This window comes from Streptomyces sp. KPB2 (assembly GCF_003950055.1).
In the GTDB taxonomy this organism is placed as follows: domain Bacteria; phylum Actinomycetota; class Actinomycetes; order Streptomycetales; family Streptomycetaceae; genus Streptomyces; species Streptomyces salinarius.
The window spans coordinates 3,321,325-3,346,884 of the sequence record NZ_CP034353.1 but is presented as its reverse complement, the minus strand read 5'-3'; the positions used below and the strand labels follow the sequence as shown (position 1 = coordinate 3,346,884).

At 73.1% G+C, this 25,560-nt stretch carries 22 protein-coding genes and 1 pseudogene; 19 read left to right on the top strand and 4 right to left on the bottom strand.

Annotated features, from left to right (window positions below; genetic code table 11):
• The first annotated feature begins 231 nt into the window (after positions 1 to 231).
• The gene (locus tag D1J63_RS14530) at positions 232 to 441 is read left to right on the top strand and encodes a hypothetical protein (protein ID WP_164713182.1); all 210 of its coding nucleotides are present in this window, start codon (positions 232 to 234) and stop codon (positions 439 to 441) included.
• Positions 442 to 472: 31 nt separating this feature from the next.
• Here D1J63_RS14530 and D1J63_RS14525 read toward each other — a convergent pair whose 3' ends face one another.
• Positions 473 to 1,027: a hypothetical protein gene (locus tag D1J63_RS14525; protein WP_125629203.1), complete on the bottom strand. Its 555-nt coding sequence runs from the start codon at positions 1,025 to 1,027 to the stop codon at positions 473 to 475.
• 182 nt (positions 1,028 to 1,209) lie between these two features.
• Between D1J63_RS14525 and tsaB the strand changes: the two genes are divergently transcribed.
• From tsaB to D1J63_RS14465, 12 genes are all read left to right on the top strand, one after another.
• Entirely contained in the window at positions 1,210 to 1,863 is a 654-nt protein-coding gene (tsaB, locus tag D1J63_RS14520) for a tRNA (adenosine(37)-N6)-threonylcarbamoyltransferase complex dimerization subunit type 1 TsaB (RefSeq protein WP_102930669.1), read from the top strand.
• Positions 1,864 to 1,907: 44 nt separating this feature from the next.
• Positions 1,908 to 2,393, top strand: a complete 486-nt coding sequence (rimI, locus tag D1J63_RS14515; RefSeq protein ID WP_061446932.1) for a ribosomal protein S18-alanine N-acetyltransferase — start codon at positions 1,908 to 1,910, stop codon at positions 2,391 to 2,393.
• On the top strand, positions 2,386 to 3,504 hold the full coding sequence (gene tsaD, locus D1J63_RS14510; protein ID WP_125629202.1) for a tRNA (adenosine(37)-N6)-threonylcarbamoyltransferase complex transferase subunit TsaD: 1,119 nt from the start codon (positions 2,386 to 2,388) through the stop codon (positions 3,502 to 3,504). The genes rimI and tsaD overlap by 8 nt, the downstream gene beginning before the upstream one ends.
• The gene (locus D1J63_RS14505) at positions 3,501 to 3,755 is read left to right on the top strand and encodes a hypothetical protein (protein ID WP_125629201.1); all 255 of its coding nucleotides are present in this window, start codon (positions 3,501 to 3,503) and stop codon (positions 3,753 to 3,755) included. The genes tsaD and D1J63_RS14505 overlap by 4 nt, the downstream gene beginning before the upstream one ends.
• 121 nt (positions 3,756 to 3,876) lie before the next feature.
• Positions 3,877 to 4,275: a CU044_2847 family protein gene (locus D1J63_RS14500; protein ID WP_125629200.1), complete on the top strand. Its 399-nt coding sequence runs from the start codon at positions 3,877 to 3,879 to the stop codon at positions 4,273 to 4,275.
• Between the two features lie 3 nt (positions 4,276 to 4,278).
• Positions 4,279 to 6,423 carry a trypsin-like peptidase domain-containing protein gene (locus D1J63_RS14495; protein ID WP_125629199.1) on the top strand — a complete coding sequence of 715 codons (2,145 nt, stop codon included), beginning with the start codon at positions 4,279 to 4,281 and terminating at the stop codon, positions 6,421 to 6,423.
• Positions 6,420 to 7,370 carry a MoxR family ATPase gene (locus D1J63_RS14490; protein WP_125629198.1) on the top strand — a complete coding sequence of 317 codons (951 nt, stop codon included), beginning with the start codon at positions 6,420 to 6,422 and terminating at the stop codon, positions 7,368 to 7,370. Before D1J63_RS14495 ends, D1J63_RS14490 begins: the two co-directional genes overlap by 4 nt.
• A gap of 2 nt (positions 7,371 to 7,372) precedes the next feature.
• Positions 7,373 to 10,717, top strand: a complete 3,345-nt coding sequence (locus tag D1J63_RS14485) for an SAV_2336 N-terminal domain-related protein (protein ID WP_125629197.1) — start codon at positions 7,373 to 7,375, stop codon at positions 10,715 to 10,717.
• 95 nt (positions 10,718 to 10,812) lie between these two features.
• Entirely contained in the window at positions 10,813 to 11,865 is a 1,053-nt protein-coding gene (locus D1J63_RS14480; protein WP_125629196.1) for a LacI family DNA-binding transcriptional regulator, read from the top strand.
• A 168-nt stretch (positions 11,866 to 12,033) separates the two neighbouring features.
• Entirely contained in the window at positions 12,034 to 13,071 is a 1,038-nt protein-coding gene (locus D1J63_RS14475; RefSeq protein WP_125629195.1) for an LCP family protein, read from the top strand.
• Between the two features lie 108 nt (positions 13,072 to 13,179).
• Positions 13,180 to 13,536, top strand: a complete 357-nt coding sequence (locus tag D1J63_RS14470) for a YciI family protein (protein WP_125629194.1) — start codon at positions 13,180 to 13,182, stop codon at positions 13,534 to 13,536.
• 64 nt (positions 13,537 to 13,600) lie between these two features.
• Positions 13,601 to 14,857 carry a sigma-70 family RNA polymerase sigma factor gene (locus D1J63_RS14465; protein ID WP_125629193.1) on the top strand — a complete coding sequence of 419 codons (1,257 nt, stop codon included), beginning with the start codon at positions 13,601 to 13,603 and terminating at the stop codon, positions 14,855 to 14,857.
• On the opposite strand, the gene D1J63_RS14460 is transcribed toward D1J63_RS14465, so the two are convergent.
• Positions 14,854 to 16,044, bottom strand: coding sequence for a class I SAM-dependent methyltransferase (locus D1J63_RS14460; RefSeq protein WP_164712843.1), 1,191 nt, complete (start codon positions 16,042 to 16,044; stop codon positions 14,854 to 14,856). The two genes, D1J63_RS14465 and D1J63_RS14460, sit on opposite strands and share 4 nt — an antisense overlap.
• Before the next feature lie 90 nt (positions 16,045 to 16,134).
• Here D1J63_RS14460 and D1J63_RS14455 point away from each other — a divergent pair, with 90 nt between their 5' ends.
• The 4 genes from D1J63_RS14455 to groL all read left to right on the top strand — a co-directional run bounded on the left by D1J63_RS14455 (position 16,135) and on the right by groL (position 20,257).
• Positions 16,135 to 17,115, top strand: a complete 981-nt coding sequence (locus D1J63_RS14455) for a polysaccharide deacetylase family protein (RefSeq protein ID WP_241235564.1) — start codon at positions 16,135 to 16,137, stop codon at positions 17,113 to 17,115.
• Positions 17,112 to 17,858: a polysaccharide deacetylase family protein gene (locus D1J63_RS14450; protein WP_125629191.1), complete on the top strand. Its 747-nt coding sequence runs from the start codon at positions 17,112 to 17,114 to the stop codon at positions 17,856 to 17,858. Before D1J63_RS14455 ends, D1J63_RS14450 begins: the two co-directional genes overlap by 4 nt.
• Before the next feature lie 321 nt (positions 17,859 to 18,179).
• Positions 18,180 to 18,488, top strand: coding sequence for a co-chaperone GroES (groES, locus tag D1J63_RS14445; RefSeq protein ID WP_010986397.1), 309 nt, complete (start codon positions 18,180 to 18,182; stop codon positions 18,486 to 18,488).
• A gap of 143 nt (positions 18,489 to 18,631) precedes the next feature.
• Positions 18,632 to 20,257 (top strand): chaperonin GroEL, encoded by a 1,626-nt coding sequence (groL, locus tag D1J63_RS14440; RefSeq protein WP_061442988.1) that lies wholly within the window; start codon positions 18,632 to 18,634, stop codon positions 20,255 to 20,257.
• A 198-nt stretch (positions 20,258 to 20,455) separates the two neighbouring features.
• Here the strand turns inward: groL and D1J63_RS14435 are convergent, their stop codons facing one another.
• Positions 20,456 to 21,403: a hypothetical protein gene (locus D1J63_RS14435; RefSeq protein WP_241235563.1), complete on the bottom strand. Its 948-nt coding sequence runs from the start codon at positions 21,401 to 21,403 to the stop codon at positions 20,456 to 20,458.
• A gap of 481 nt (positions 21,404 to 21,884) precedes the next feature.
• Positions 21,885 to 22,530, bottom strand: a pseudogene (locus D1J63_RS14430) (LysE family translocator).
• A gap of 229 nt (positions 22,531 to 22,759) precedes the next feature.
• Here D1J63_RS14430 and D1J63_RS14425 point away from each other — a divergent pair.
• Together D1J63_RS14425 and D1J63_RS14420 are read left to right on the top strand one after the other, a co-directional pair.
• A complete protein-coding gene (locus tag D1J63_RS14425; protein ID WP_125629189.1) occupies positions 22,760 to 23,293 on the top strand; it encodes a hypothetical protein in 534 nt (177 codons plus the stop codon).
• Between the two features lie 214 nt (positions 23,294 to 23,507).
• A complete protein-coding gene (locus D1J63_RS14420; protein ID WP_241235562.1) occupies positions 23,508 to 25,559 on the top strand; it encodes an RNase A-like domain-containing protein in 2,052 nt (683 codons plus the stop codon).
• Position 25,560 lies beyond the last annotated feature (1 nt).

Sequence of the window (25,560 nt, the reverse complement as noted above, 5' to 3'; positions counted from 1 at the left end):
CCCTTGGGCCGGGCCACGGGCCCTCGGACCGGACCCACGGCCTCCGACCGGACCCACGGCCCCAGGGCCGGACCCACGGCCCCAGGGCCGGACCCCGCGCCGGATTTTCCGACAAAGCGTCGGCAAAAGATTGCGTTGGGGGTCTTGCGCGTGGTCACATGGTACTCGGCTCGTAGTTAGGCATGCCTTACTGCGCCCGCCCCCGAGCTTCAGGAGGCGTCCATGTCGTCCATGCCCCAGGCCCAGCCGCAGGACCGCCCCGGGCCCCAGGCGTCCGCGCCCGCCGGAGTGTCGATGCGCGACCTGCTCGCCTCCTGCGCCGCGGCGGCGGCGGTCTCGACACCGCCGGGCGCCCCCGAGCCGGAGACGCGCCGGCCGGTCCGCGATCGTCCCGGCGGCCGCGAACAGCACGGCGGCCACGACCACCGCGAGGCCGCCTGACGCCGGTGCGCCCCGTCCGTTCGGCGCGCGGTCAGCGGACGACGACGACCGGCCGCCCGATCGTCGCGAACTCCCACATCGCGTCGCCGTCCGCGCGCGACTCGCGGATGCCGCCCGTGCGCCGGTCCGGGTCGGGCTTCGCGGTCGAGCCGTCGACCGCCGCGCTGAACCCGACGGCCACACCCTGGGCGCTGGTGAAGCGCACCACGTGCTCGACCGGGACGCCGTCGGACCCGGTGACCCGGTTGGACCGGGACGTGACCGTGTAGGCGCCCGGCACCGGATCGACCGTGCTGGGCGTCACCTCGAAGGTGCGGCGCACCTTGTTCCCGGGGCCGACCAGCCACACGCGGTCGTCGTCCACCGAGTACACCACCCGTTCACCCGTTCCGGACCCCGCGGGCAGGGCGTCCGGGTGCCGCCGGTCGCGCGGTGCCTTGACGGCGCCCGGGGCGGGGCTGGCGGTCGCGCGGGCGGGGCCGAGGTCGGCCGGTGCGTTGACGGACGCCTGGTGGGCGAGGGCGCCGATCGTCACGAGGGCCGCCGTGACGAGGCCGGTGACGATACCGGCGCTGCTGCTTGCCACGGGCGACCACCTCGTCGTCGTACTTGTGCGTCCTGCGTGCCGTACCCCGGGGCGACCGTAGCAGTACGTGACCGGGTGGACGCGGTGTGCGACACGGGGTGGCCGGGTCGTGGCGGTCGAAGGTCCCCGGAGTTGTCCACAGGGCGTCCGACGGGGGCCGCGCGGCGCCGTAGGCTGTTTGCGTGCTCTTGCTCGCTCTGGATACCGCCACGCCCGCCGTGACCGTCGCGCTGCACGACGGTACGGACGTCATCGCCTCGTCGAGCCAGGTCGACGCCCGCCGCCACGGTGAGCTGCTGCTGCCCGCCGTCGACCGGGTGCTCGCCGAGACCGGCCTGCGGCTCGACGCCGTCACCGGCATCGTCGCCGGCACCGGCCCCGGCCCGTACACGGGGCTGCGCGTCGGCCTGATGACCGCGGACGCCTTCGGGCTCGCGCTCGGTGTGCCCGTGCACGGCGTGTGCACGCTGGACGGCCTCGCCTTCGCCGCCGACCTGGAGGGCCCCTTCGTGGTCGCCACCGACGCCCGCCGCAAAGAGGTCTACTGGGCGCGGTACGCCGACTCCCGCACCCGCCTCACCGACCCGGCCGTCGACCGCCCCGCCGACATCGCCGAGCGGGTGGCCGGGCTCCCGGCCGTGGGCGCGGGCGCGCTGCTCTACCCGGACACCTTCCCCCGGGCGCACGAGCCGGAGCACGTGTCCGCCGCCGCCCTGGCCCGGCTGGCCGCCGAGAAGCTGGCGGCGGGGGAGGAGCTGCCCGCGCCCCGGCCGCTGTACCTGCGCCGGCCCGACGCCCAGGTCCCCAAGAACTACAAGGTGGTCACCCCCAAGTGACCGAGCCAGCCACCGCCGAGCCCGCACCCGCCGTACTGCGCGAGATGCGCTGGTGGGACATCGACCCCGTGCTCCGCATGGAGCGCGAGCTGTTTCCGGAGGACGCCTGGTCGCGGGGGATGTTCTGGTCCGAGCTGGCGCACGCGCGCGGCCCCGGGGCGACCCGGCGCTACCTCGTCGCCGAGGAGGACGGCCACGTCGTCGGCTACGCGGGCCTGGTCACCTCCGGCGAGCAGGCCGACGTGCAGACCATCGCCGTCGCCCGCGACCACTGGGGCACCGGGCTCGGTGCCCGGCTCCTGACCGAGCTGCTGCGGGCGGCGACCGCCTTCGAGTGCACCGAGGTGCTGCTCGAGTGCCGGGTGGACAACACCCGTGCCCAGCGGCTGTACGAGCGCTTCGGCTTCGAGCCCATCGGCTTCAGACGCGGCTACTACCAGCCGGGCAACGTGGACGCCCTGGTGATGCGCCTGACCGACCCTTCCACCTCCGTACCGGGAACCGAACGAGGAACCGACAACCATGGCTGACTCACGCGACGAGCCTCTCGTCCTCGGGATCGAGACCTCCTGCGACGAGACCGGCGTCGGTGTCGTGCGCGGGACCACCCTGCTGGCCGACGCGGTCGCGTCCAGCGTCGACGAGCACGCCCGCTTCGGCGGCGTCGTCCCGGAGGTGGCGAGCCGCGCCCACCTGGAGGCGATGGTCCCCACCATCGACCGCGCCCTCAAGGAGGCGGGGGTGAGCGCCCGCGACCTCGACGGCATCGCCGTCACCGCGGGACCCGGCCTCGCGGGCGCCCTGCTGGTCGGCGTCTCGGCGGCCAAGGCGTACGCCTACGCGCTGGGCAAGCCGCTCTACGGCGTCAACCACCTCGCCTCGCACATCTGCGTCGACCAGCTCGAACACGGGGCGCTGCCCGAGCCGACGATGGCCCTGCTGGTCTCCGGCGGACACTCCTCCCTGCTGCTCTCCACGGACATCACCTCCGACGTCCGTCCGCTGGGCGCCACCATCGACGACGCGGCCGGCGAGGCCTTCGACAAGATCGCCCGCGTGCTCAACCTCGGCTTCCCCGGCGGCCCGGTCATCGACCGGTACGCGCGCGAGGGCGACCCGAACGCGATCGCCTTCCCGCGCGGTCTGACCGGCCCGCGCGACGCGGCGTACGACTTCTCCTTCTCCGGGCTGAAGACGGCCGTGGCCCGCTGGATCGAGGCGAAGCGGGCGGCGGGGGAGGAGGTGCCGGTGCGCGACGTGTCGGCCTCCTTCCAGGAGGCGGTCGTGGACGTGCTGACCCGCAAGGCGGTGCGGGCCTGCAAGGACGAGGGCGTCGACCACCTGATGATCGGCGGCGGCGTGGCCGCCAACTCCCGGCTGCGGGCCCTGGCCCAGGAGCGCTGCGAGGCGGCCGGCATCCGGCTGCGGGTGCCGCGCCCCAAGCTGTGCACGGACAACGGCGCGATGGTGGCCGCCCTCGGCGCCGAGATGGTCGCCCGGGGCCGCGCCGCCTCGGACTGGGACCTCTCGGCGGACTCCTCCCTCCCCGTGACGGACCCGCACGTGCCGGGACACGGCCACGGCCGCACGCATGCGCACGACCACGCGCACGAGGCCGGCAAGGAGAACCTCTACTCGTGACCGTCGCGCTGATGTGGGAGGCGCGGGCCGTGCCCGGCCGGGGCGGGGAGCTGCTGGCCTGGGCGCGGCGGCAGGAGCTGGCGCCGCGGCCGCTGCGCCGGGAGACCCTGCGCGCGCCCCAGGACCGCGTCCTCGTCATCACCTGGTGGGACGCCGCCTACGACGCCGAACTCCCGGAACTGCCCGAGCCGGACGAGGGTCTGGTGACGCGCGCGGTGCACCGGTGGCGGTTCGAGTCAGTGGGTGGGTGACCGCGGTGGCGCCGGACCGGCGACCGGCACGGTGACCGATTCCTTACGCAATGCATCGATCCCGTAACCGAGTTGGGAAAGATCGCCGCCGAAGTCACCGTCGACGACGACAATATGAGGCGTGTCCACTACACCTGACCTCACGCTCGACGACGGCAGCCCGGTCCGGTTCCTGCTCGCGCCCGCCGACGGCACGCCTGCGGCGCCGGCCGACGACGACCTGCCGGAGGGCATGGGACGGGCGGTGCCCGTGGCGCGCGGAACGGGCACCGTGGCCCGGTTCGCGGCCGGGGCCCTGCGCGGCGCGCTGAGCCCGCTGGGACCGCTGATCCAGGAGGTCCACGACGCGGCCACGGCCGTACCCGACCCGCCCACCGAACTGAGCGTCACCTTCGGCGTCCAGGTCGGCCAGGACCTCAAGCTCGGGATCGTGGGCGGCACGGGAACGGCCCACCTCACCGTCACCGCGAGCTGGAGCCCGACGGCGCCCGCGGCCGGCCCCGCAGCCACGGGGGAGTGAGGCGTGGGGTGGTTCGGGACCGCGGCGAGCGATGTCGAAGACCCCGTACGCCACGTGGTGTCCGTACGCGGGGCCGAGAACGGCAAGATCGTCGGCGGGGGCCTGCTGCTCGGCTCCACGACCGTGCTGACCTGCGCCCACGTCGTCAACGCCGCGCTGGACCGGCCGATGCTGGAGCCGCGGTCGCCCGGCCTGGGACAGGTCGCCGTCGAGATCGGCGACGACGCCGGCGGCGCACGGCGCTTCCACGCGAGCGTGGCCCACTGGATCGCCCCGCGCACCCGGGACGGCGGGCCGGTGCCGGCCGGGGCCGACGAGTGGCTCGGTGACCTCGCCGTGCTCCGGATCGCGGGCTCTCCCGGCGGTCTGCCCGCGGCGCCCCGGCTGACGGCCATGGCACCCGGCCAGCGGGTGACGGCCTGGCACGGCAGCGGTGAGGCGGCCACATACGCCCGGCTGACGGTCCACGGAGCCGTCGGTGCCCGCGCCTACCTGGACGGCGCCCCCACGGGCATGGCGGTGGGGCCCGGATACAGCGGCGGCCCGCTGTGGTGCGGCACGGAGCAGGCCGTGGTCGGACTGGTCGTCGCCCACTTCATGCCGCCGCGCGACCGGGCCACCGGCGCCGCGCTCCCGCACAGCCCCCAGCACCTGGTGCGGCGCAGCTGGGGCGTGCCCTGGCAGCGCGTCGAGGAAGAGCTGCGTCCCCTGGGCGTGCTGGACGACGAGGCGCCCGGGGCCCCGGACCCCGACGATCCCGCCCTCCTGCTGCTGACGGAGGCGATCGAGGACGCCTTCCCCTCGTCGAGCAGCCTCGTGGCCGGTGCGCAGCGGCTGGCCCGGGCCTGCGGCGTCACGTCCGGCAGCGACGTGGTTCCGCCCACGCCGCAGGAGTTCGCGGTGTTCCTGCTCAGCCACCCGCGGGCCCTGGCGGCGCTGTCCGGCACCCTGCGGCGCGGCGCCCCCCACGACGCCGACCGCGTGCTGGCCGCCGGCGGACTCTCGCACACCCCCAAGCTGCTGTCCCCGCAGGAGCACACCGCCCTGCGCGGACACCTGCGCACGTTGCCGCCCGAGGTGCTCGCCCGGTTCCCGGAGGCGGTCCGCGCCGCCCTCCCGCACCTGGCGGCGCTGCCCGACGGGGACGGCGCGGAGGCGCTGCTCGACCACCTGGAGGCGTTGCCCGGCGACGGCCGCGCACCCAGCGGCGAACGCCGGGTCCCCGCGCTGCTGCGGGTGATGGAGTACGTCGCCGCGCTGTGCGGTCCCCGGCGGGCCGCGCTGCGGCTGTGGTCGGACGGGGTGGCGGCCCGGCTCGGCATCGAGCGCGCCGCCCTCGGCGAACGCCGCTTCGACGCCCAGGAGTGGGCGCGTTCCCTGCGCGCCCGCGTCTTCCGCGTCCGCGTCCTGGTCCAGGTGAACCCCGCCGGGCAGGGCCGCCACCGGCTGCGCATCTGGTGCGACGAGGGCGCGGGACCGCGCCAGGTCTCCACCGACAGCGTGCGTTCCTACTCCGCGCCGGAGGCGGCCCGCGAGGTCCTGCGCGTGCTGGACTCCCTCACCCCGCCCGCCGAGGACGAACGGCCTCCCCTCGTCGAGGTGCTGGTGGACCGCGCCGGGCTCAACCTGCCCGTCGACGAGTGGACCGTCCGGGACCCGGACGCGCTGGTGCCCGGGGTGCTCGGCGTGGAGTTCCCGCTGGTCGTGCACTGCCCCGAACTCCTGCGCCGGCACGGACGCTTCATGTCCCACTGGCGCAGCCGCTGGAACCGGCTCGACTCGGGCAAGACCTTCGTGGTCTCCGAGGCCATGGACCGGGACACCATCTACTCCCGGCTGGTCAACCAACTCGACACCGTGCGCGTCTGTGTGGACGTACCGCCCGGCCCGCGGGACGGCATCGTGCAGACCTGCCTCGCCCTGGGCATACCGGTGGTGGTGTGGGACCGGGGCCGGGACGGCGCCGCGCACACCGTGCGCCACATGGCCCGGGTGGCCACCCGCGAACTGCCCGACGGTGTGCGCGACTACCGCGCGGGTGCCAAGGCCAGCCCGCCCGACTACCCCGGCCGCCCGGTCCTCGCCTGGGCGGACGCCGACCGCACCGTGCCCCGTCTGCGCCTGACCGAACCCCAGGAGAGCACATGACGTCCGCTGCCGACGCCGAGTGGCGCCTCTTCCGCGGCGACGGCGAGCCCCGGCCCGTCGCCCTGCCCCCGGCACCTCCGTGGCGGCGCTTCGTCCCCCTGCGCACGACGCGCCCCGAACTGCCCTACGTGATCGCCCCGCAGCACGCCGACGTCGTCAACGCCGCGCTGCACCTGCGCCGTCCGCTGCTGGTGACCGGGCCGGCGGGTACCGGCAAGTCCTCCCTGGCCCGGGCCGTCGCCCATGAACTGAGCCTGGGCGAACTGCTGCGCTGGCCCGTCAACAGCCGCTCCACCGTCAAGGACGCGCTGTACCAGTACGACGCGATCGGCCGGCTGCGCGAGACCACCCTCAGCCGGGACCGCGGCGAAGGAGAGCCGTCCATCGGCACGTTCATCCGGCTCGGCCCGCTCGGCACCGCGCTGGTGCCGTCGGCCGTGCCGCGCTGTCTGCTCATCGACGAGATGGACAAGGGCGACGTCGACCTGCCCAACGACCTGCTCACCGTCTTCGAGGAGGGGTTCTTCGACATCCCCGAACTGACCCGGCTGCCCGAGGACATGGCCGACGTGCCGGTGCAGACCCACGACCACCGGGGCACCGTACGGGTGCACCAGGGGCTGGTGCAGTGCGCCGAGTTCCCCGTCGTCGTCATCACCAGCAACGGCGAGCGGGACTTCCCGCCGGCGTTCCTGCGCCGCTGCCTGCGTCTCGACCTGCCGCTGCCCGACGAGGAGCGGCTGCGCACCATCGTCGTCGCGCACCTCGGCGAGGAGGCCATGCGGGAGGCGGACGACCTGATCGGGGCGTTCCTGCGCCGCCGCGCCCTGGGCGAACTCGCCACCGACCAGCTGCTCAACGCGGTGTTCCTGCGCGCCGGCGGCGTCGACCTGGACGCGGAGGGCCTGCTGGACGCCGTCCTGCACCAGCTCACCGGGGCGATGTGACCGTGCCCGCCGGGGGAGAGCGGCTCGCCGAGGTGCTGCGGCTCCTCGGCGCCTGCCGGGTGGACCTGGACGCCGACCAGGTGCTCGACGTGCTGTGGCTGGCCCGGCACCTGCCCGCGGGCCCCGACGCACCCCTCCACCGGCAGGCACCCGACCGCACACCGGAGCCCACGCCGCCCGACGGCCCCGGAGCCGGTGAGCCGTCCGTGCCGCGACGTCCGCCGCCCGAGCCCGGCGACCGGGACCTGCCCGACCTGACCAGCCCCGCCACCCTGCACGCGGGCGCCCGGACCGCTCCCGAGCCCCCGCCCCGGTTCGCGGCCACCGGCCACGAGCCCCGCAGGGCGCTGCCGGTGCGCGTCCCGGAGGAGAAGGCACTCGACGGCGAGCTGGCGCTCGGACGGTCGCTGAGGCCGTTGCGGCGCCGCCACGACAGCCGCCACCGCACGGAGATCGACGAGGACCGCACGGCCGCCCAGCTCGCCGAGACCGAGCTGCCCGACGTGGTGGAACGGCCGGTGCGGGAACGCTGGCTCAACCTCACGCTGCTCGTCGACGACGGCCTGTCGATGCTGCTCTGGCACCGGCTCGCCACCGAGCTGCGCACCCTCCTGGAACGCCTGGGGGCCTTCGCGGTCACCCGCGTCCTGGGCCTGGACACGGGCAACGCGGCAGGACCGCGCCTGCACGCGCGGCCGTTCGCCCAGACCGGTACCGAGCTGCCGCTGAGCACCGTCAACGACCCCTCCGGCCGCACCCTGCTGCTGGTCGTCAGCGACGGCATGGGCCCGGCCTGGCGCTCGGGCGCCGTCCACGCACTGCTGGCCGAACGGGCGGCGCGCGGTCCCGTCGCGGTCCTGCACACCCTGCCGCCCGACATGTGGGAGGCCTCCGGGATCGCCGCCGAACGCTGGCAGGCCACCACCCGCCGGGTGGGCGGGGCCAACACCTCCTGGAAGGTCGTCGACCCCGTACTGCCCCCGGAGCTGAGCCGCTTCGACGACATCCCGGTCCCCGTCCTGGAACCCACCGTCGGCTCCCTCGGCGTATGGGCCCGGCTGCTCGCCTCGCCGGGCGCCACCGTGGAGCTTCCGCTGCTGGCCCGCCCCGACCGGCACGCGGCCGTCGCCCCCGCTCGGGACCTCGGCGGCGCCCAGCACTTCCGGGACGCCGCGACCCCCGAGGCGTACCGGCTGGCCGCCCACCTCGCGGCGGTCGCCCCGCTGTCCGTCCCCGTGATGCGGCTGGTGCAGAGCGCCGTGCCCTGGGCCGCCACCACCTCCCACCTCGCGGAGGTGTTCCTCGGCGGCCTGGTCCGGCCCCACCCGGCGCCCGTGTCCGGCCCGCTGCCCGCCAAGCACCGGGTCTTCGACTTCTCCGACGCCTCCAAGGCCGTACTGCTCGACGCGGTCCCGCAGGCCGAACTGCTGCGCACCGGCCGGCGGATCGGACGACGGCTGGAGGAACTCGCCGGCAACTCCCCCGACTTTCCGGCCTGGCTGCTCCATCCCGACGGCTCCGACCGCCTGCCCGGCTCCCAGCAGCCGTTCACCAGCGTCGAACGCAGGCTGCTCGCCCGGTTCGGAGTGTCGGTCGGCAGGACCTCACCCGCCCTCGGCCGCGGCCGGCCGGGCACGGCCGGTACCGGGGCCCGGACCGGCGGCGGACTCTGGGAGCCGCTCACCGACGACGACCCGGCCCGCCTCGGCGGATACGAGCTGCGCGGCCGCCGGCGCGGCCGGCGCACCCTGCTCTACCGGGGCGCCGACGGGCGCGGCAACGCGGCCGTCCTGCGGGTGCCGCGCCCCGACCTGCCCGCCGTCAACGCACAGCTCGTCACGGTGGAGGCCGAGGCGCTGCGCCGCCTCCAGGGACAGTACGCGCCGGTACTGCTCGCCGCCGGGCTCCAGGACTCCCCGCCCTGGCTCGCCATGACCCCCATCGCGGACGAGGGGGACCCCGACGTCCAGCCCACCCGGCTCACCGAACTCTTCGACCGGGCCCTGACCGACGGCACCGCCCCCTTCGACACCCTGCGCGGCCTGCTGGTCTCCTGCTACCTCGCCAACGCGGTGGCCCTGTGCCACCTCAACAACCTCGTGCCCGCCACCCTGGACGCCGACAGCGTGTACGTCCTGCGGCGCACCGTCGTCCTGGGCGACCTGTCCGACTGCGCCGTCGACGGCGTGTACCTCGGCTCGGGCGCCGCGCCCACCCGTGAGGACAACGTCCGGGCGCTGGGGGAGCTGCTCCAGGTCATCAGCAGCAAGGCCGGCTGGGACCTGCCGTCGCTGCCGGAGGGGATGCACCTGTGGCAGGGCGACACCTGGGAGCAGTTGCGGCGGCTGGTGCTGCGCTGCGTGGACCCGGACCCCGCCGAGCGGCCCACCGCGAGCGAGGTCGCCGAGGTCCTCGCCCGGTACGTGGCCCGCACCCGGCTCCAGCTGGCCGGGGCCGGCCCGGCCGCCGAGGGGGAGAGCCGGGCCCCGCGCGGCCCGCTCACCCCGCCCGCCCCGGACGCCGGCGCCCCGCGCCCGGAGCTGCGGCTGCCGCGTTTCGGCACCGCCCGCAGGCAGGCCCTGCACCGTCTGGACCGGTTGCGGGCGCCCCTGCCGCGCAGCAGGCGCCTGACCCTGATCGGCGCCTACCACTACAGCGGACGCGCCACCACCACGATGGTGCTCGGCTCCCTCCTGGCCGCCGCGCGGGGCGAGCCGGTCCTGGCCCTGGACGGGTCCCCCACCGAGGGTTCACTGGACGCCTTCCTCACCCGCCGCAACCCGGCCGTCGTACGGGACCTGGCGGCGCTGCCCGCCGACGTTCCCTACGAGGAGATCCGCGCCCGTACCACCCGGCTGCCCTCCGGCCTGGAGGTGGTCGCCCACCGCAGCGGGCACTTCAGCCCCAACCCGGCGCACCAGCAGGAGTACGTGCGCGTCCTGGCGCAGACGGCGCACCACTACCCCTTCGTCCTCACCGACTGGGCCCCGCTGCGGCTCGACGGGTCGGCCGCCGCCGTCCTCGACCACACCGACCGGCTGATCCTGTGCTGCGGCACCGCCGACTGGTTCCTGGACGCGGCCGTGCGCGTCCTCGCCCTCGTCCGGGGCGCCGGCCGGGAGCAGCTCGCGCGCACCGCCCTCGTCGTGGTCACCGACACCGGCGGGCCGTCCGCAGCGGAGCTGCCGGAGTCCTTCGCCCCACGGCTGCGCGTCGGGCCCGAGCAGGTGGTGCGCGTGCCCTTCGACGGGGCCCTGCAGTCCCCGGGCTGGGAGCTGCGCAGGCTGCGTCCGGCCACCACGGAGGCGTTCCTGAACCTCGCCGACCTGGCGATGCGCGACGACTGAGCCGTCGAATGTTTCGGATTCCTCACCTAAAGTTTTGACGGCCCTGGGCGGCCGACGTCTTCGTCCTGGGAGCGCGTGGGGTTACGATCGCCGCCATGACATCCCCGCAGCCTGTTGAGACTCCGACGCGAAAGCGGTCCGCACAGACCGCGACCCTCGCCGAGATCGCGCGTGAGGCCGGTGTGTCGGCGCCGACTGTTTCGAAGGTGCTCAACGGCCGCGCCGACGTCGCCCCGTCGACCAGGGCCCGCGTCGAGGAACTGCTGCGCGTGCACGGCTACCGGCGCAGGCGGGCCGAGTCGACCCGCTCGCCCCTGATCGACCTGGTCTTCCACGAACTGGAGAGCGCCTGGGCGATGGAGGTCATCCGGGGCGTGGAGAACGTGGCCCGGGACGCCGGGCTCAGCGTCGTGCTCTCCGAGAGCGCGGGCCGTCTCACCCCCGGCCGGACCTGGGCCGACCAGGTCGCCGCCCGCCGTCCGCACGGCGTGATCCTCGTCCTGTCCGGCCTCGACGAGTCGCAGCGGGCCCTGCTCACCAGCCGGTCCATCCCGTTCGTGGTGATGGACCCGGCCGGCGACCCCGGCGCCGACGTGCCGTCCATCGGCGCCACGAACTGGCAGGGCGGACTCGCCGCCACCCGGCACCTGGTCGACCTCGGCCACACCCGCATCGGCGCGATCAGCGGCCCCACCCGCATGATGTGCAGCCGCGCCCGCGTCGACGGCTACCGGGCCGCCCTGGAGACGGCCGGGCTGCCCGTCGACCCCGACCTGATCGTGACCGGCGACTTCCACCACGAGGCCGGCTACCGGCAGGGCCTGGAACTGCTGCGCCGCCCGGACCGGCCGACCGCCGTCTTCGCCGGCAACGACCTCCAGGCGCTCGGGCTGTACGAGGCCGCGCGCGAGCTGGGGCTGCGCATCCCGCAGGACCTGAGCGTGGTCGGCTTCGACGACCTGCCGGTGGCCCGCTGGGTGGGCCCGCCGCTGACGACCGTACGGCAGCCGCTGATGGAGATGGCCGAGGCGGCGGCCCGGCTGGTCCTGGACCTCGGGCGGGACGACGGTTCCCCGACGGCGACCCGGGTGGAGCTGGCCACCAGCCTGGAGGTGCGCAGCAGTACGGCACCGCCCCGGGAGGCGTAGCCCGCCGCACGCGCCCCGGGCCCGGGGGTGTCCGGCGGCCTGCGAAGTCTGAGAATTTCCGCAGAAGCCCGGCCCACCTGTTCCAGTTTCAATAATTCGGACTTATGTTCCTTCCGGCGGGCATCCGAGTGGGGACGCGAACGGGACGGGCGGGGCGGGGGCTGACGCATGGCGGCGCGGGGCGGGCAGGAGGGCCGGGACGGCCGCCGACGGGGGCTGAAGGTGGCCGGCCTGGCCCTGACCGGCGCCCTGCTGCTCGGCGCCGGGGCGGCGGGCTGGGCCTACTGGCACCTCAACGGCAACATCAAGAGCGTCGACATCAACGGCGCGCTCGGCGACGACCGCCCCGCCCGCCCCGTCACCGTCCCCTCCGCCTCGCCCTCCGCGTCCCCGGTGCCCACCGGCGCGCTGAACCTCCTCGTCCTCGGCTCCGACTCGCGCAGCGGCGAGGAGAACCGGGAACTCGGCGGCGGCGACAGCGGGGGCGCCCGCTCGGACACCGCGATGGTCGTCCACCTCGACGCGGGCCGCACCGCCGCCACCGTCGTCAGCATCCCGCGCGACACGCTCGTGGAGCGGCCCTCCTGCCCGCTGCCGTCCGGCGGTACGACCAGGGCGGCGAGCGGCGCGATGTTCAACACCGCCTACGAACTGGGCGGTCCGGTCTGCGCCGTCAAGACCGTCGAGTCGCTCACCGGCGTCCGCATGGACCACTACGTCGAGGTCGACTTCGCCGGCTTCGCCGACCTGGTCGACGCGCTCGGCGGGGTCACCGTCACCACGGACGCGGACATCGACGACGACAAGAGCCACCTGCACCTGGACGCCGGCACCCACCACCTCGACGGCACCGAGGCCCTCGGCCTGGCCCGCACCCGGTACGGACTGGCGGGCGGCAGCGACCTCGCCCGGATAGAGCTCCAGCACAAGCTGGTCAAGGCGCTGCTCGAGCAGATCTCCGCCACCGACCTGCTCGCCGACCCCGCACGCCTCTACCAGGTCGCCGACGCCCTCACCGGCAGCCTCACCACCGACACCGGCCTGGACTCGCTGGGCGAGTTGATGAACCTGGGCCGCAGCCTGGGCGACCTGGACGCGGACGACGTACGCACGCTGACGATGCCGGTGCTGCCCGCGCCCTCCGACCCCAACCGGGTGGTGGCGGACCAGCCGGACGCCGCCGAGCTGTGGGAATCGCTGCGCTGAAGGACGTTCCGGAATTTCTCCCCGGCGGGTGTCGATCCGTGGCCGGCCCGTTCGACGCAAGGGTGAGAGGCCGGCAGGACCCGGCACCGAACCACCCGAGGAGTCACCATGCCCCGCTACCTGTCCCTGATCCGCATCGAGGAGTCCGACACCCTCGCCGGCGGCCCCAGCCCCGAGCTGATCCAGCGGATGGAGAAGCTGATGGACGAGATGACCAAGGCCGGCGTCCTGCTCGACACGGCCGGGCTCACCCCGACCGCCCAGGGCACCCGCGTCCACTACGAGGGCGGGCGGATCTCCGTCACCGACGGGCCCTTCACCGAGTCCAAGGAGGTCATCGGCGGCTACTCCCTCCTCCAGGCGAAGGACCGGGCCGAGGCGGTCGAGTGGACCAAGCGGTTCCTGAAGGTGCACGAGGAGTACTGGACGGTGACCTGCGAGGTCCGCGAGCTGATGGAGGGCTGAGCCGACGGAACCGGGTCCGGGCGCCGTTTTGCCCCGGCGCCCCGAGGGTGTTGCATGGTGGGCTGTGGAACCGCAGCCCACCGCCGCCCTCGAAACCGTCTTCCGGCTGGAGTCGCCCCGCGTGATCGCCGGCGTCGCCCGGCTCGTCCGGGACGTCGGCATCGCCGAGGAACTCACCCAGGACGCCCTGGTCGCCGCCCTGGAGCAGTGGCCCAGGGACGGCGTGCCCGACAACCCGGGCGCATGGCTCATGGCCACCGCCCGCCGCCGTGCCGTCGACCTGATCCGGCGCCGGGAGACCTACGCCCGCAAGCTCGCGGAGATCGGCCGGGAGCTGCCCGCCTCCGCGCCGCCGCCCGAGGAGCCGGCCGACCCGGAGGACATCGACGACGACCTGCTGCGGCTGGTCTTCACCGCCTGCCATCCGGTGCTGTCCGCCGAGGCCCGCATCGCCCTCACCCTCCGCCTCCTCGGCGGCCTGACCACACCGGAGATCGCCCGCGCCTGCCTCGTCCCCGAACCCACGGTCGCCCAGCGCATCGTCCGCGCCAAACGCACGCTGGCCAGGAAGAACGTCGCCTTCGAGGTGCCGTACGGACCGGACCGCGAGGCCCGTCTCGGCTCGGTCCTGGAGGTCATCTACCTGATCTTCAACGAGGGCTACGCGGCCACCGCCGGCGACGACTGGCTCCGCCCCGCCCTGTGCGAGGACGCCCTGCGGCTGGCCCGCGTCCTGTCCGCCCTGATGCCGAAGGAGCCCGAGGTCCACGGCTTGGCCGCGCTGCTGGAGTTCCAGTCCTCCCGCACCGCCGCCCGTACCGCCCCCGACGGCGAGCCGGTGCTGCTGAAGGACCAGAACCGCCACCGCTGGAACCGTCTGCTCATCGCCCGCGGCGTCACCGCCCTCGGCCACGCCCACGCCACCACCGGCTCCGCCGCCCCGGGCCCGTACGCCCTCCAGGCCGCGATCGCCGCCTGCCACGCGACGGCCCACACCTACGAGGAGACCGACTGGCCGCGCATCGCCGCGCTCTACGGCCTGCTCGCGGCCCGCGCCCCGTCCCCGGTCGTCGAACTCAACCGCGCGGTCGCCGTCTCGATGGCCGAGGGACCGGCCCCCGCGCTGGCCCTCGTGGACGCCCTCGCCGCCGAACCCGCCCTGCGCGACTACCACCTGCTCCCCAGCGTCCGCGGCGACCTCCTGGCCCGCCTGGGCCGCACGGCCGAGGCCCGCGAGGAGTTCGAACGGGCCGCGTCCCTGACCCGCAACGCCCGCGAACGCGCGCTCCTGCTGCACCGCGCACAGGAGGCGACCGGTTAACGCGCGGGGTGCCCGATCAGCATCGTCGGCGCCCCCGCGACCCGCGTCAGGAACACGGTCGCGGCGTTCGGCCCCTGCGGCTTGACCTTTTTGCGCAGCTCCTCCGGCTCGACCGCCGAGCCCCGCTTCTTCACGGTCAGCGTGCCCACCCCGCGCTCCCGCAGCAGCGCCTTCAGCTTCTTGACGTTGAACGGGAGTTGGTCGGTGATCTCGTAGACCGTGGCGTACGGCGTGCGGTGCGGCTCGTCGGCGGTGACGTAGGCGATGGTCGGGTCGATCAGCCCGCCGTCCAGGTCGTCGGCCACCTCGGCGACCAGGTGGGCGCGGATGACGGCGCCGTCCGGCTCGTACAGGTACCGCCCGACCGGCCGGACCTCCGGGTCCGGGAGCATGGTGTCCGGGGTCGCGTAGACGTCCGCCTCGGCGGGCAGCAGCGTCGCCCGCCGCGCGCCCGGCGTCACGTCCGGGCCGAACCACAGCACGGCCTCCTTGACGTCGCCGCCGTCCGAGACCCACTCCGCCGTCGCCTCCGGGGGGATCGCCTCGTGCGGAATGCCCGGCGCGATCTTCAGCAGGCCGAGCGGTGCCCCGAGTGCGGCGGACACGGCCCAGGACAGCGGCGGCGAGTAGGCCTCCGGGTCGAAGATCCGGCCGCGCTTGGAGGAACGCCGGGCGGGGTCCACGAACACGGCGTCGTATCCGGCGGTGTCCACCTCCGTCACATCGGCCTCGCGCACCTCGATCAGGTCGGCGAGACCGAGCGCGTCGGCGTTGGCACGGGCCGCCGCGCAGGTCACCGGGTCCCGGTCGACGGCCAGGACCCGGATCCCGGCGCGGGCGAACGCGATCGCGTCGCCGCCGATCCCGCAGCACAGGTCGGCGACGGACCGTGCCCCGAGCGCATGGAGGCTCTCCGCGCGGTACGTCGCCACGCTCGCCCGCGTCGACTGCTCCACCCCGTTCGGCGTGAAGAACATCAGCCGCGCGTCCTCGGCCCCGAACTTCGCCACCGCCCGCTGCCGCAGCCGCGCCTGCCCGAGCGCCGCCGAGACCAGCCCGGCGGGGTGCGTGCGCCGCAGCCGGGTGGCGACCGCCAACTCCTGCGCGGGATCGGTGTCGCGCACCTCGTCGAGCAGCGCGCGGCCCTCGGGGGTGAGCAGGGCGTGGAGGGAATCGAGGTCGTTCACCGGGACATTGTGGGCCAGTCGGTGGACCGTGCGCCTCCGGCGCGGTGTCGGACCGGGTTCGGCGGCCGGGCCCTGCGAGGATCCGGCACCATGCGAGCAGTCGTACAAAATGACAAAAGTCGGGCGTCGCGTCGCGTGTCCCGGGCATCCCGTCCCGCACTCCGCGGGGTCCGCCGCCGAGCACTGCGCCGGCGCGGGGCGGCGGCCACCGCCGTCCTCGCCGTCGCCGCCCTCGCCGGCGGCTGTGCGCAGGGCGACGGCCACGGGGAGCGGGGCGCCGCCGGCCGGCAGGGCCCGGAGGCTGCCCCGGCCCGCGCGGCCGACGCCGCGGCCGAGGCGCGCGAGGCCCGGGCCGCCCTCGTCGCCGCCGCCAAGCGCTGGAAGCTCGAGAAGGTCCCGCTGACGGCCCCCGCGCCGCCCGAGAAGAAGCCGGTGATCAAGGCCCGCGAGGGCTTCGAGGTCGACGGCCAGGAGGAGGACGGCCTCCCGCCGGTCTTCACCACGGTCCCCACCAAGGAGAAGGTCGTCTTCCTCACCATCGACGACGGCGCCGAGAAGGACCCGGCGTTCCTGAGGATGATGAGCGAGCTGAAGATCCCGTACACCGTCTTCCTCACCGACGACGAGATCAAGGACGACTACGGCTACTTCAAGAAGATGCAGGCCCGGGGCGTCACCCTCAACAACCACACCCTGAGCCACCCCTACCTGCCCGCGCTCTCCTACGAGGAGCAGAAGCACGAGATCTGCGGCATGCAGGACGTGATGGAGAAGCACTACGGCAAGCGCCCCGTCCTCTTCCGCCCGCCCTTCGGCAACTACAACCGCGACACCCTGCGCGCCGCCAAGTCCTGCGGCATCGAGTACGCCCCGATCTGGAGCGAGGAGGTGTACGTCGACCACTGGGAGTACCGCGAGTGGGACCAGGACCTGCACCCCGGTGACATCGTCCTCACCCACTTCCGGGGCGAGAACGACTGGGACGGCACCATGACCGACATGGTCCGCCGCTTCCTGGACCGGATCACCGCCGACGGATACGCGGTGGCCCGCCTGGAGGACTACCTGTGAGGCGAGGGCGGTCCCGCCCGGCAGGCACCGCCCCGGCCGCCCTCCTGCTCCCGCTGATCCTGCTGCTCCCGCTCACCGCCTGCGACCGGCTCGCCGCCCCCGCCGAACAGGCGGCGGCAGCCGGGGACCCCGCCCAGGACGCCGACCGGGGGCGCCGGCTGCCGCCCGTCGTGGACCACGTCCGTACCGACGACCCGGTCGTCTTCCTCACCTACGACGACAGCGCCGAGCGCGACCCCGCCCTCACCGGCCTGATCCGCGAACGGCGGCTCCCGGTCACCCTGTTCCTCACCGACACCGTCGCCGGACCGGCGTACGGCGACTTCGCCCGGCTGCGGCCGTTCGGGGCGAGCCTGCAGAACCACACCCTGGACCACCGCTCCCTGCGCGGCCTGCCCTACGCCGGCCAGCGCGCCGAGATCTGCGGCCAGCAGACCAAGCTCAAGTCCCGCTTCGGCGTCCGCGCCCACCTCTTCCGGCCGCCGCACGGCGCGTACGACACCACGACCCTGCGTGCCGCCGCCGACTGCGGCATCACGGCCCTGATCCTGTGGCGCGCCACCCTCGACGCCGACGGCGACCTCACCTACACCCGCGGCGAGCCCCGCCTCCACCCCGGCGACATCATCGCCGTGGACCCGGACCACCCGACGGCCACGAACCTGACGGCCCGCACGGAGCGTCTGCTGAAGACGATCGAGCAGCAGGGGCTGAGGGTGGGCAACTTGGAAAAGTACCTCTAGTCACAGCCCGTCCGGCGTTTGAGGACAAGGCCCGTTCAGGGCCGAAGCGGGGGCCTGGGGGCGGCAGCCCCCAGCGACGCCCACACCCACGCAGGGTGCCTTCACAAACCGGCGTTCACACGAAAACCCCGCCGACGCGCCGCCGGCATTGGCACTCCGCTTGACCGAGTGCTAACCGCAGTCATAGTCTCGGCTCTGGCACTCCCCACCGGAGAGTGCCAACACAGCGACGGGCAGGTCCGGCACCCGCGACGACGGATCGACCTGGTCGCCACCTCAGACAGTTAACCCCGTGAGATCTCCGAAGGGGGAGGTCGGATCGTGACGACCGCCAGCTCCAAGGTTGCCATCAAGCCGCTCGAGGACCGCATCGTGGTCCAGCCGCTCGACGCCGAGCAGACCACGGCTTCGGGCCTGGTCATTCCGGACACCGCCAAGGAGAAGCCCCAGGAGGGCGTCGTCCTGGCCGTGGGCCCGGGCCGCTTCGAGGACGGCAACCGTCTTCCGCTCGACGTCACCGTCGGCGACGTCGTGCTCTACAGCAAGTACGGCGGCACCGAGGTGAAGTACAACGGCGAGGAGTACCTCGTCCTCTCGGCCCGCGACGTGCTCGCGATCGTCGAGAAGTAGAAGTAGCGCTTCTCAGTAGTACTTCACTTCGAAGCACCTTGCTTTCCAGCTGCGCCCCTGGCTCCCGCGACCATAAAAAGCCGGGCGTCGGGGGCGCAGTTGCCGTATAACCCCAAGATTTCCGGAAGAGGGCTCACGCTCCCATGGCGAAGATCCTGAAGTTCGACGAGGACGCCCGTCGCGCCCTCGAGCGCGGCGTCAACAAGCTTGCCGACACGGTGAAGGTGACGATCGGCCCCAAGGGCCGCAACGTCGTCATCGACAAGAAGTTCGGCGCCCCCACCATCACCAACGACGGCGTCACCATCGCCCGCGAGGTCGAGGTCGAGGACCCGTACGAGAACCTCGGCGCCCAGCTGGTGAAGGAGGTGGCGACCAAGACCAACGACATCGCGGGTGACGGCACCACCACCGCCACCGTGCTCGCCCAGGCGCTCGTGCGCGAGGGCCTGAAGAACGTCGCCGCGGGTGCCTCCCCGGCGCTGCTCAAGAAGGGCATCGACGCCGCCGTCAAGGCCGTCTCCGAGGACCTCCTCGCCACCGCCCGCCCGATCGACGAGAAGTCCGACATCGCCGCCGTGGCCGCGCTGTCCGCCCAGGACCAGCAGGTCGGCGAGCTGATCGCCGAGGCGATGGACAAGGTCGGCAAGGACGGTGTCATCACCGTCGAGGAGTCCAACACCTTCGGTCTGGAGCTGGACTTCACCGAGGGCATGGCCTTCGACAAGGGCTACCTGTCGCCGTACTTCGTGACGGACCAGGAGCGCATGGAGGCCGTCCTCGACGACCCGTACATCCTGATCAACCAGGGCAAGATCTCCTCCATCGCGGACCTGCTGCCGCTGCTGGAGAAGGTCATCCAGGCCAACGCCTCCAAGCCGCTGCTGATCATCGCCGAGGACCTGGAGGGCGAGGCGCTCTCCACCCTCGTCGTCAACAAGATCCGCGGCACCTTCAACGCGGTGGCCGTCAAGGCCCCGGGCTTCGGCGACCGCCGCAAGGCGATGCTGCAGGACATGGCCGTCCTGACCGGCGCCACGGTCATCTCCGAGGAGGTCGGCCTCAAGCTCGACCAGGTCGGCCTGGACGTGCTCGGCACCGCCCGCCGCATCACCGTCACCAAGGACGACACCACGATCGTCGACGGTGCCGGCAAGCGCGACGAGGTCGAGGGCCGCATCGCCCAGATCAAGGCCGAGATCGAGTCCACGGACTCCGACTGGGACCGCGAGAAGCTCCAGGAGCGCCTCGCGAAGCTGGCCGGCGGCGTGTGCGTGATCAAGGTCGGCGCCGCCACCGAGGTGGAGCTGAAGGAGCGCAAGCACCGTCTGGAGGACGCCATCTCCGCGACCCGCGCCGCGGTCGAGGAGGGCATCGTCTCCGGTGGTGGCTCCGCGCTGGTCCACGCCGTCAAGGTCCTCGAGGGCAACCTCGACAAGACCGGCGACGAGGCCACCGGTGTCGCGGTCGTCCGCCGCGCCGCCGTCGAGCCGCTGCGCTGGATCGCCGAGAACGCCGGCCTGGAGGGCTACGTCATCACCTCCAAGGTCGCCGAGCTCGACAAGGGCCAGGGCTTCAACGCCGCCACCGGCGAGTACGGCGACCTGGTCAAGGCCGGCGTCATCGACCCGGTGAAGGTCACCCGCTCCGCCCTGGAGAACGCCGCCTCCATCGCCTCCCTCCTGCTGACGACCGAGACCCTGGTCGTCGAGAAGAAGGAAGAGGAAGAGCCGGCCGCCGCGGGCCACGGCCACGGCCACGCCCACTGAGCGCTGCGCTGAGCTGAGCCGAGCGAACGGTGCCCGGTCCCCTGCGGGGGGCCGGGCACCGTTTGTCATTACCGGTGTTATTACCGGGTGAGAGTCTGCCCCGCGGGGCAGGTGCCGGGTGCGGCGCCGTCGTGGTCGGTCGCGCAGTTCCCCGCGCCCCTTGGGGCGTTGGACCTGACGAGCCTCAGGAAGGCGTCGTCACAGCAGTCCGCTCAGCGGCAGTACGCGCTCGGCGAGCCGTCCCCGCAGCCGTCCGTCTGCGGTGTCCGCGTCCTCCACGAGCCAGCCGGCGGCGACCAGCAGCCCGGCGTGCTCGGCGACGTCCTCGGGCCGCAGGCCGCAGAAGGAGGCCACTGTGTCCAGCGCGAGTCCGTCACCGTCCTCGCCGGCCTCTCCCAGGCACCCGTCGGGACGGCTGTGGGCCGCGGTGTACACGGCGAGGATCCGCGTGGCAGCCCCCGCCTTCTTCTTGCGCAGCTTCCGGTCGCCCACCACCTTCTGCGCCCACCCCGAGAGCCGCGCCCGGGTGACCTTGCCGAAGAAGAACGGGCGGGGCTGGGTGGGAATCAGCGTGGGCACGGTGATCCGGGTGGGCTCCTCCGGCCGGGACATCAGCGCGTCGTCGACGGTGACGCCCTCCGGGAGCACCAGCCAGCCCGCGTCGGCCAGCGCCTGGAGCACCCGCTCGGCGTCGCCCTGCAGCCAGCCGCTGAGATCCTGCCCGGTGACGTTCCCGGTACCCGCACGCGCGGCCCGCAGGGTCAGCATCAGCACCGCGAACCGGGCCTCGGCCTCGGGGAACGGGGAGTCGACCCGGACGTGCTCCAGCACATTGCGGAGGTGGACACCCTGGCCCCGGGTCAGCAACCGCTCGACCGCCGGCCCGTCCACGCCCACCGGGACGCCGTGCCGGTTGGCGTCCATCTCGCGGGTGGTCCGCGCGGCCGCCGCGGCCCGGTCCGCCTCCTCGCGCAGGGACGCGTCGCCGGTGACGTCGGCCCACAGAGCGAAGGCCCGGGCCTTGCGGTCGTGGAGTTCGGCGAGGACGGCGAGGTCCGGCTCGGGACGCCGCTGATAGGCGCGGAACGCGTCCCCGAGCTCGGTCAGCTCCACCCGCAGCACCTCGGGCTGGAGATCGTCCGGCACGATCCGCTGCGCGACCTTCGCCCATCGCCCCGCCCTCCGGGACCGGGCAGGGACACCGCCGGGGCGGGGACGCGGGGCGGTCCGGGCGGGCGGAACGGAGGCGGCCCGGCGACCGGCGGCACCCGGGCCGGGCGGCGCCGGAGCCGCCGACGGCGCCCCGCCGCCACCGCCGGGAGCGTCGGAGAACAGCACCGCCCCATTCCCGGTCACCGCTCCCCGGCCCGTCCTCGCCCCGTCCGTACGCCCCCTGCCGGTGCCGTCGACGAACAGGTCGCCCCCCTCACCAGTGCCCGCGTTCACGCGATGCCGCCCTTCCCTCGCCGAACCTGCGACCTCCCGCCCGCTGCGGGCGCAGCCACCCGACGCTATGTCGCACGGGCACCCGACCTGGCAGGGACCGGGATGGACCACACGTTCGGGTGACGATTCCGTCGGGCCCCAGGTGCGGCGGGACCGCCGGTCTCCGGGGTGCGGGCAGGGCTCAGGTCGAGACGGGCGTACGGGACAGGGCGGTGCGCAGCGCGAAGACGCCGAGCAGGCCGCCCGACGCGAAACGCTGAGCGGTCATCACGCGTGGCCGAGCGGCCAGGAACCCGGAGATCCGTGCCGCGGCCAGCATGACCGCGGCGTTCACGGAGACCCCCACGAGGATCTGCACCCCGCCGAGCTGGAGCAGTTGCGCCCAGCCCGGGCCGGCCTGCGGGTCCATGAACTGGGGCAGCAGAGCGGCGTACAGGAGAGCGATCTTGGGGTTGAGCAGGTTGGTCAGCAGCCCCATCGAGAACAGGCGGGCGTCGGAGACGGGAGGCAGGTCCCGGGCCGGGGCGAAGGGCGAGCGGCCACCGGGCCCGAGCATGCTCCAGGCCAGGTAGGCCAGGTAGGCGGCCCCGGCAAGCTTGACCACCGTGTACGCCAACGGCACGGCCGCGAACAACGCGGACAGGCCCGCGGCGGCGGCCAGCAGGTAGCACAGGGAACCCCACGGCGGTCCCGCCGAGGCTGACCAGTCCCGCCCTGCGGCCTTGGGTGATCGCGCGAGAGGCGAGGTGGATCATGTTCGGCCCCGGAGTCAGAGCCATGCCCAGTTCGACCAGGGCCACTCCCCCCGCTGCGGCCAGGCTTATCACCGGTCGACTCCTGATCATCTGCCGGGTGACCGACACCCGGAACAGCCCGCCACCCGGCTACCGGGACGACTGCGAAGCAAGTACCTGCTTCGCTTGGCTCAGGGTACGGCCCTGCCCTGGACGACCTCCAGGGCGGATGGGCGGCCATGCGTGCTGCCGAACGGTCCGGCCGGTGAGCAGCGGAAGCGTTCATGGAAGTCGGCGGGAGCCGAGCTGTCATGATTCAGTCATGTCAAATGAAGATCGGATATTGCTCACCAAGCCGCTCAAGCCAGTTGCAGTCTTCCGCTCGAAGCGGCGTATTGCTGTCGGAGTGGCAAGCCTTGCTTCGCTGGCCATTGCGGGAACAGCGCTCTTCATCTGGGAACCATGGGTCGACAGATCCCCGTTCACAGCCAGGAGTTACAGCCCATTGGGTGCGGACATGTTCGTGGACACCGGTGATGGCTCGTGCCGGGCCGAGGGTGTGGCAGCCCGGGAGAAGCTGCTCGGAGAGGACAAACGAGTGCTGGCAACGGGCAGCTCTCAGGGCGGAGAGATCCTCTCGTCCGAGTACGGAGACCTCGCCGGGCACTGCTTCGCCTATACGGAGTTCACGGGCGTCCCCGCCGGTGAGGACGCCTACTTCGTTGTCTCGGGCGAGCGGTTGTACACGGCCGACGGCGAGGAACTGGGACCGGTTGAGACAGCAGAGGCCTCACTGCGTGAGTCCATGTCCGAGGCCAAGAAGCACTGGGAGAACTTCCAGGAGCCTGCCGACTGACCTCTGCGGCGCACGTCGGCATCCACGCGGTGGCGTTCCGCACGCCCTAATGTCTCAAGTCCCTTGCTGTGGCGACGATCGACTCCATAACATCACCTTCACAACTGCGAATTAATGGTCGTTCCGGCGGGGGGCTGGCGTGACGTTGATGATGGCGGTAGCGGCTGTCTGGGGTGTTTTACAGCTCTACGCCGTTTCATGGCCGACGCGGTCCGTGCGTCTTTCCACCGTGCTGCTGGCCGTCGTGGTGGGGGTGTACGGGTGTGGAGTGACCACGGCGGTGGTGGAACTCGCCTACACGCGTCTCTACGCGGACCAGTCGGGGCAGTCGCTGATCACGGTGGTGAACACCACCAGCTACACGGTGGCGCCGTGGGCAGAGGAACTGATCAAAATCGCCCCGCTGCTGCTGGTGGGATGCAGCCGCCGGGTCCGCCGGCAGTGGGGGCTGAGCGACTTCACGGTGCTGGGCGGGGCGCTGGGCGCTGGATTCGGACTGCTGGAGGCGGTGCTCCGTTTCGGTCTGGACGCGGACCGGGCGATGGCTCGTGGTGAGGGCTGGATCATCCCTGACAGCTTGTCTCCTCCCTATGTCCCAGGCTTGGGCCAGGTGCTTACCGCCTGGCTGCCCGCGCCGTTCAGTCAACTGGGCACGGCCGGACCTCCGGCCACGGAGACGTTTCAGCATCTGGTGCTGTCGACCCTCGCGGGGTTCGGGGTCGGACTGCTGTGGCGTACATGCGGGTGGGTGCGCCTGTTGTCGGTGGCCCCCTTCGCTGCGGCTGTCTTTCACCACACGGTGAACAACTACGCGGCGCGGGAGCCGGGCAGCCAGGCCGAACAGTGGCTCGAGGACCTGGACGCGCACGCATGGGCTGCGCCACTCGCGTGTCTGGCCATCGCCCTGGTCGTCGATCTGGGCCGCCTCCACAGGGGCAAGCGGTCCGTGCCCGGCGTACTGCTTGCCACCGAACGCGCCGACGGAGACAGCGTGGCAGCGCTGCTCCGCTATACGACCTGGCGGGCGCCCTGGAGCCTGCTGGTCGGGCTGCGCTACATCAGGCTTCGACGTTCCCTGCTGTACGCGGCCACATCGGCGCCGACCGTCGAATCCGAAGACCTCCGCCGTGTGGTCGCCGGGATCACCGTGCGGATGGACGCATCCGACAACCAGCAGGCCTGGCAGACGGTCAACCTCCGAACGTGGCTGAAGGCAGCCCGGAGAGCCCGCCGCCCCCGCGACCGTTGGCTGCTGCTCGTGCCGTGCCTGCTCGCGGTGCCGGCACTGCTGTTCTTGGGTGTCGGCTCGTTCAAGGACACGGCTGGTCTCCAGGAGTTCTTCACTACCGGGCCGGGCCCGAAGATCATGATGGGGTTCGGCATCGCCGCCCTCATCTGGATCGCCTACCAGCTCACTGTGCTGCTGCGCACCTGGCGGGCCGTGACGGCACAACCCGTGGCGGAACTGCTGGTCGCGCACCGATTCCGCCTCGGAACCGCACTGGGGGCGGCCACTACGGGGACGTTCCTGCTGTGGCAGGGACTGGGCGAGGTGGGCCCCGACGGCAAGTCGATACGAACGCTGCATCTGCTCGACGCGCTGAACACGTTTCTGGTGTACCTCGGGTTCGCTCTTCTCCTGCTCTCGCTGCTGGCGCTCTTCCCTCCCGGAGGGTTTGCGCTGGCGGGAGGCGGAGTGGCCGGAGCGCTCACCGCTGAGGCCGCCCTCAATGCCGGTGTCCTGGGCTCGGCCGGACTCGTCCTCATGGGGCTGGGGGCCACGAACGGCTCCGGCGGTGACTACAACGCGTGGCCCAGAAGCAAACGGAAGGGCCGTACGAAACCCGAGCATCGAGCGGATGTCCGCGGTGACGAGGGCAAGAGCCTTGGGGGCAGGAGCAAGGCTCACACCATCGACAAGCACGTGGACAAGACCATTGACGGCATGCGCAAGCGACTGCGGGAAGATGCCGACCTCGCCGCCGACTCACGCTACGTCGACGTCGACGCCGCACAGCGTTTCACCGACAGGACTCTCACCATTGCAAGCAATCAACGGAAGATCTCGGGCTGGCTGGCCAAGGGGGCGAAGGGGCCACTGCGGCTGGAAGCGAAGTTCGACGAGTACACGGGGCTGCATCTCACTCGCTACGACTTCGCGCACGGGCAGCCAACGACGTGGGTGAAGGGGGTACGGGTGATCCTCAAAGCCGACCCGTCGGCGCCGTCCGGATATCGCGTCCTCACCTCGTTCCCACAGCCCTAGC

Coding starts and splice junctions, on each gene's coding strand:
- rimI (WP_061446932.1), top strand. CDS start 1,908: ATGCGCTGGTGGGACATCGACCCCGTGCTCCGCATGGAGCGCGAGCTG.
- groL (WP_061442988.1), top strand. CDS start 18,632: ATGGCGAAGATCCTGAAGTTCGACGAGGACGCCCGTCGCGCCCTCGAG.
- D1J63_RS14475 (WP_125629195.1), top strand. CDS start 12,034: ATGGCGGCGCGGGGCGGGCAGGAGGGCCGGGACGGCCGCCGACGGGGG.
- D1J63_RS14530 (WP_164713182.1), top strand. CDS start 232: ATGCCCCAGGCCCAGCCGCAGGACCGCCCCGGGCCCCAGGCGTCCGCG.
- tsaD (WP_125629202.1), top strand. CDS start 2,386: ATGGCTGACTCACGCGACGAGCCTCTCGTCCTCGGGATCGAGACCTCC.
- D1J63_RS14490 (WP_125629198.1), top strand. CDS start 6,420: ATGACGTCCGCTGCCGACGCCGAGTGGCGCCTCTTCCGCGGCGACGGC.
- D1J63_RS14455 (WP_241235564.1), top strand. CDS start 16,135: ATGCGAGCAGTCGTACAAAATGACAAAAGTCGGGCGTCGCGTCGCGTG.
- D1J63_RS14425 (WP_125629189.1), top strand. CDS start 22,760: ATGTCAAATGAAGATCGGATATTGCTCACCAAGCCGCTCAAGCCAGTT.
- D1J63_RS14470 (WP_125629194.1), top strand. CDS start 13,180: ATGCCCCGCTACCTGTCCCTGATCCGCATCGAGGAGTCCGACACCCTC.
- D1J63_RS14480 (WP_125629196.1), top strand. CDS start 10,813: ATGACATCCCCGCAGCCTGTTGAGACTCCGACGCGAAAGCGGTCCGCA.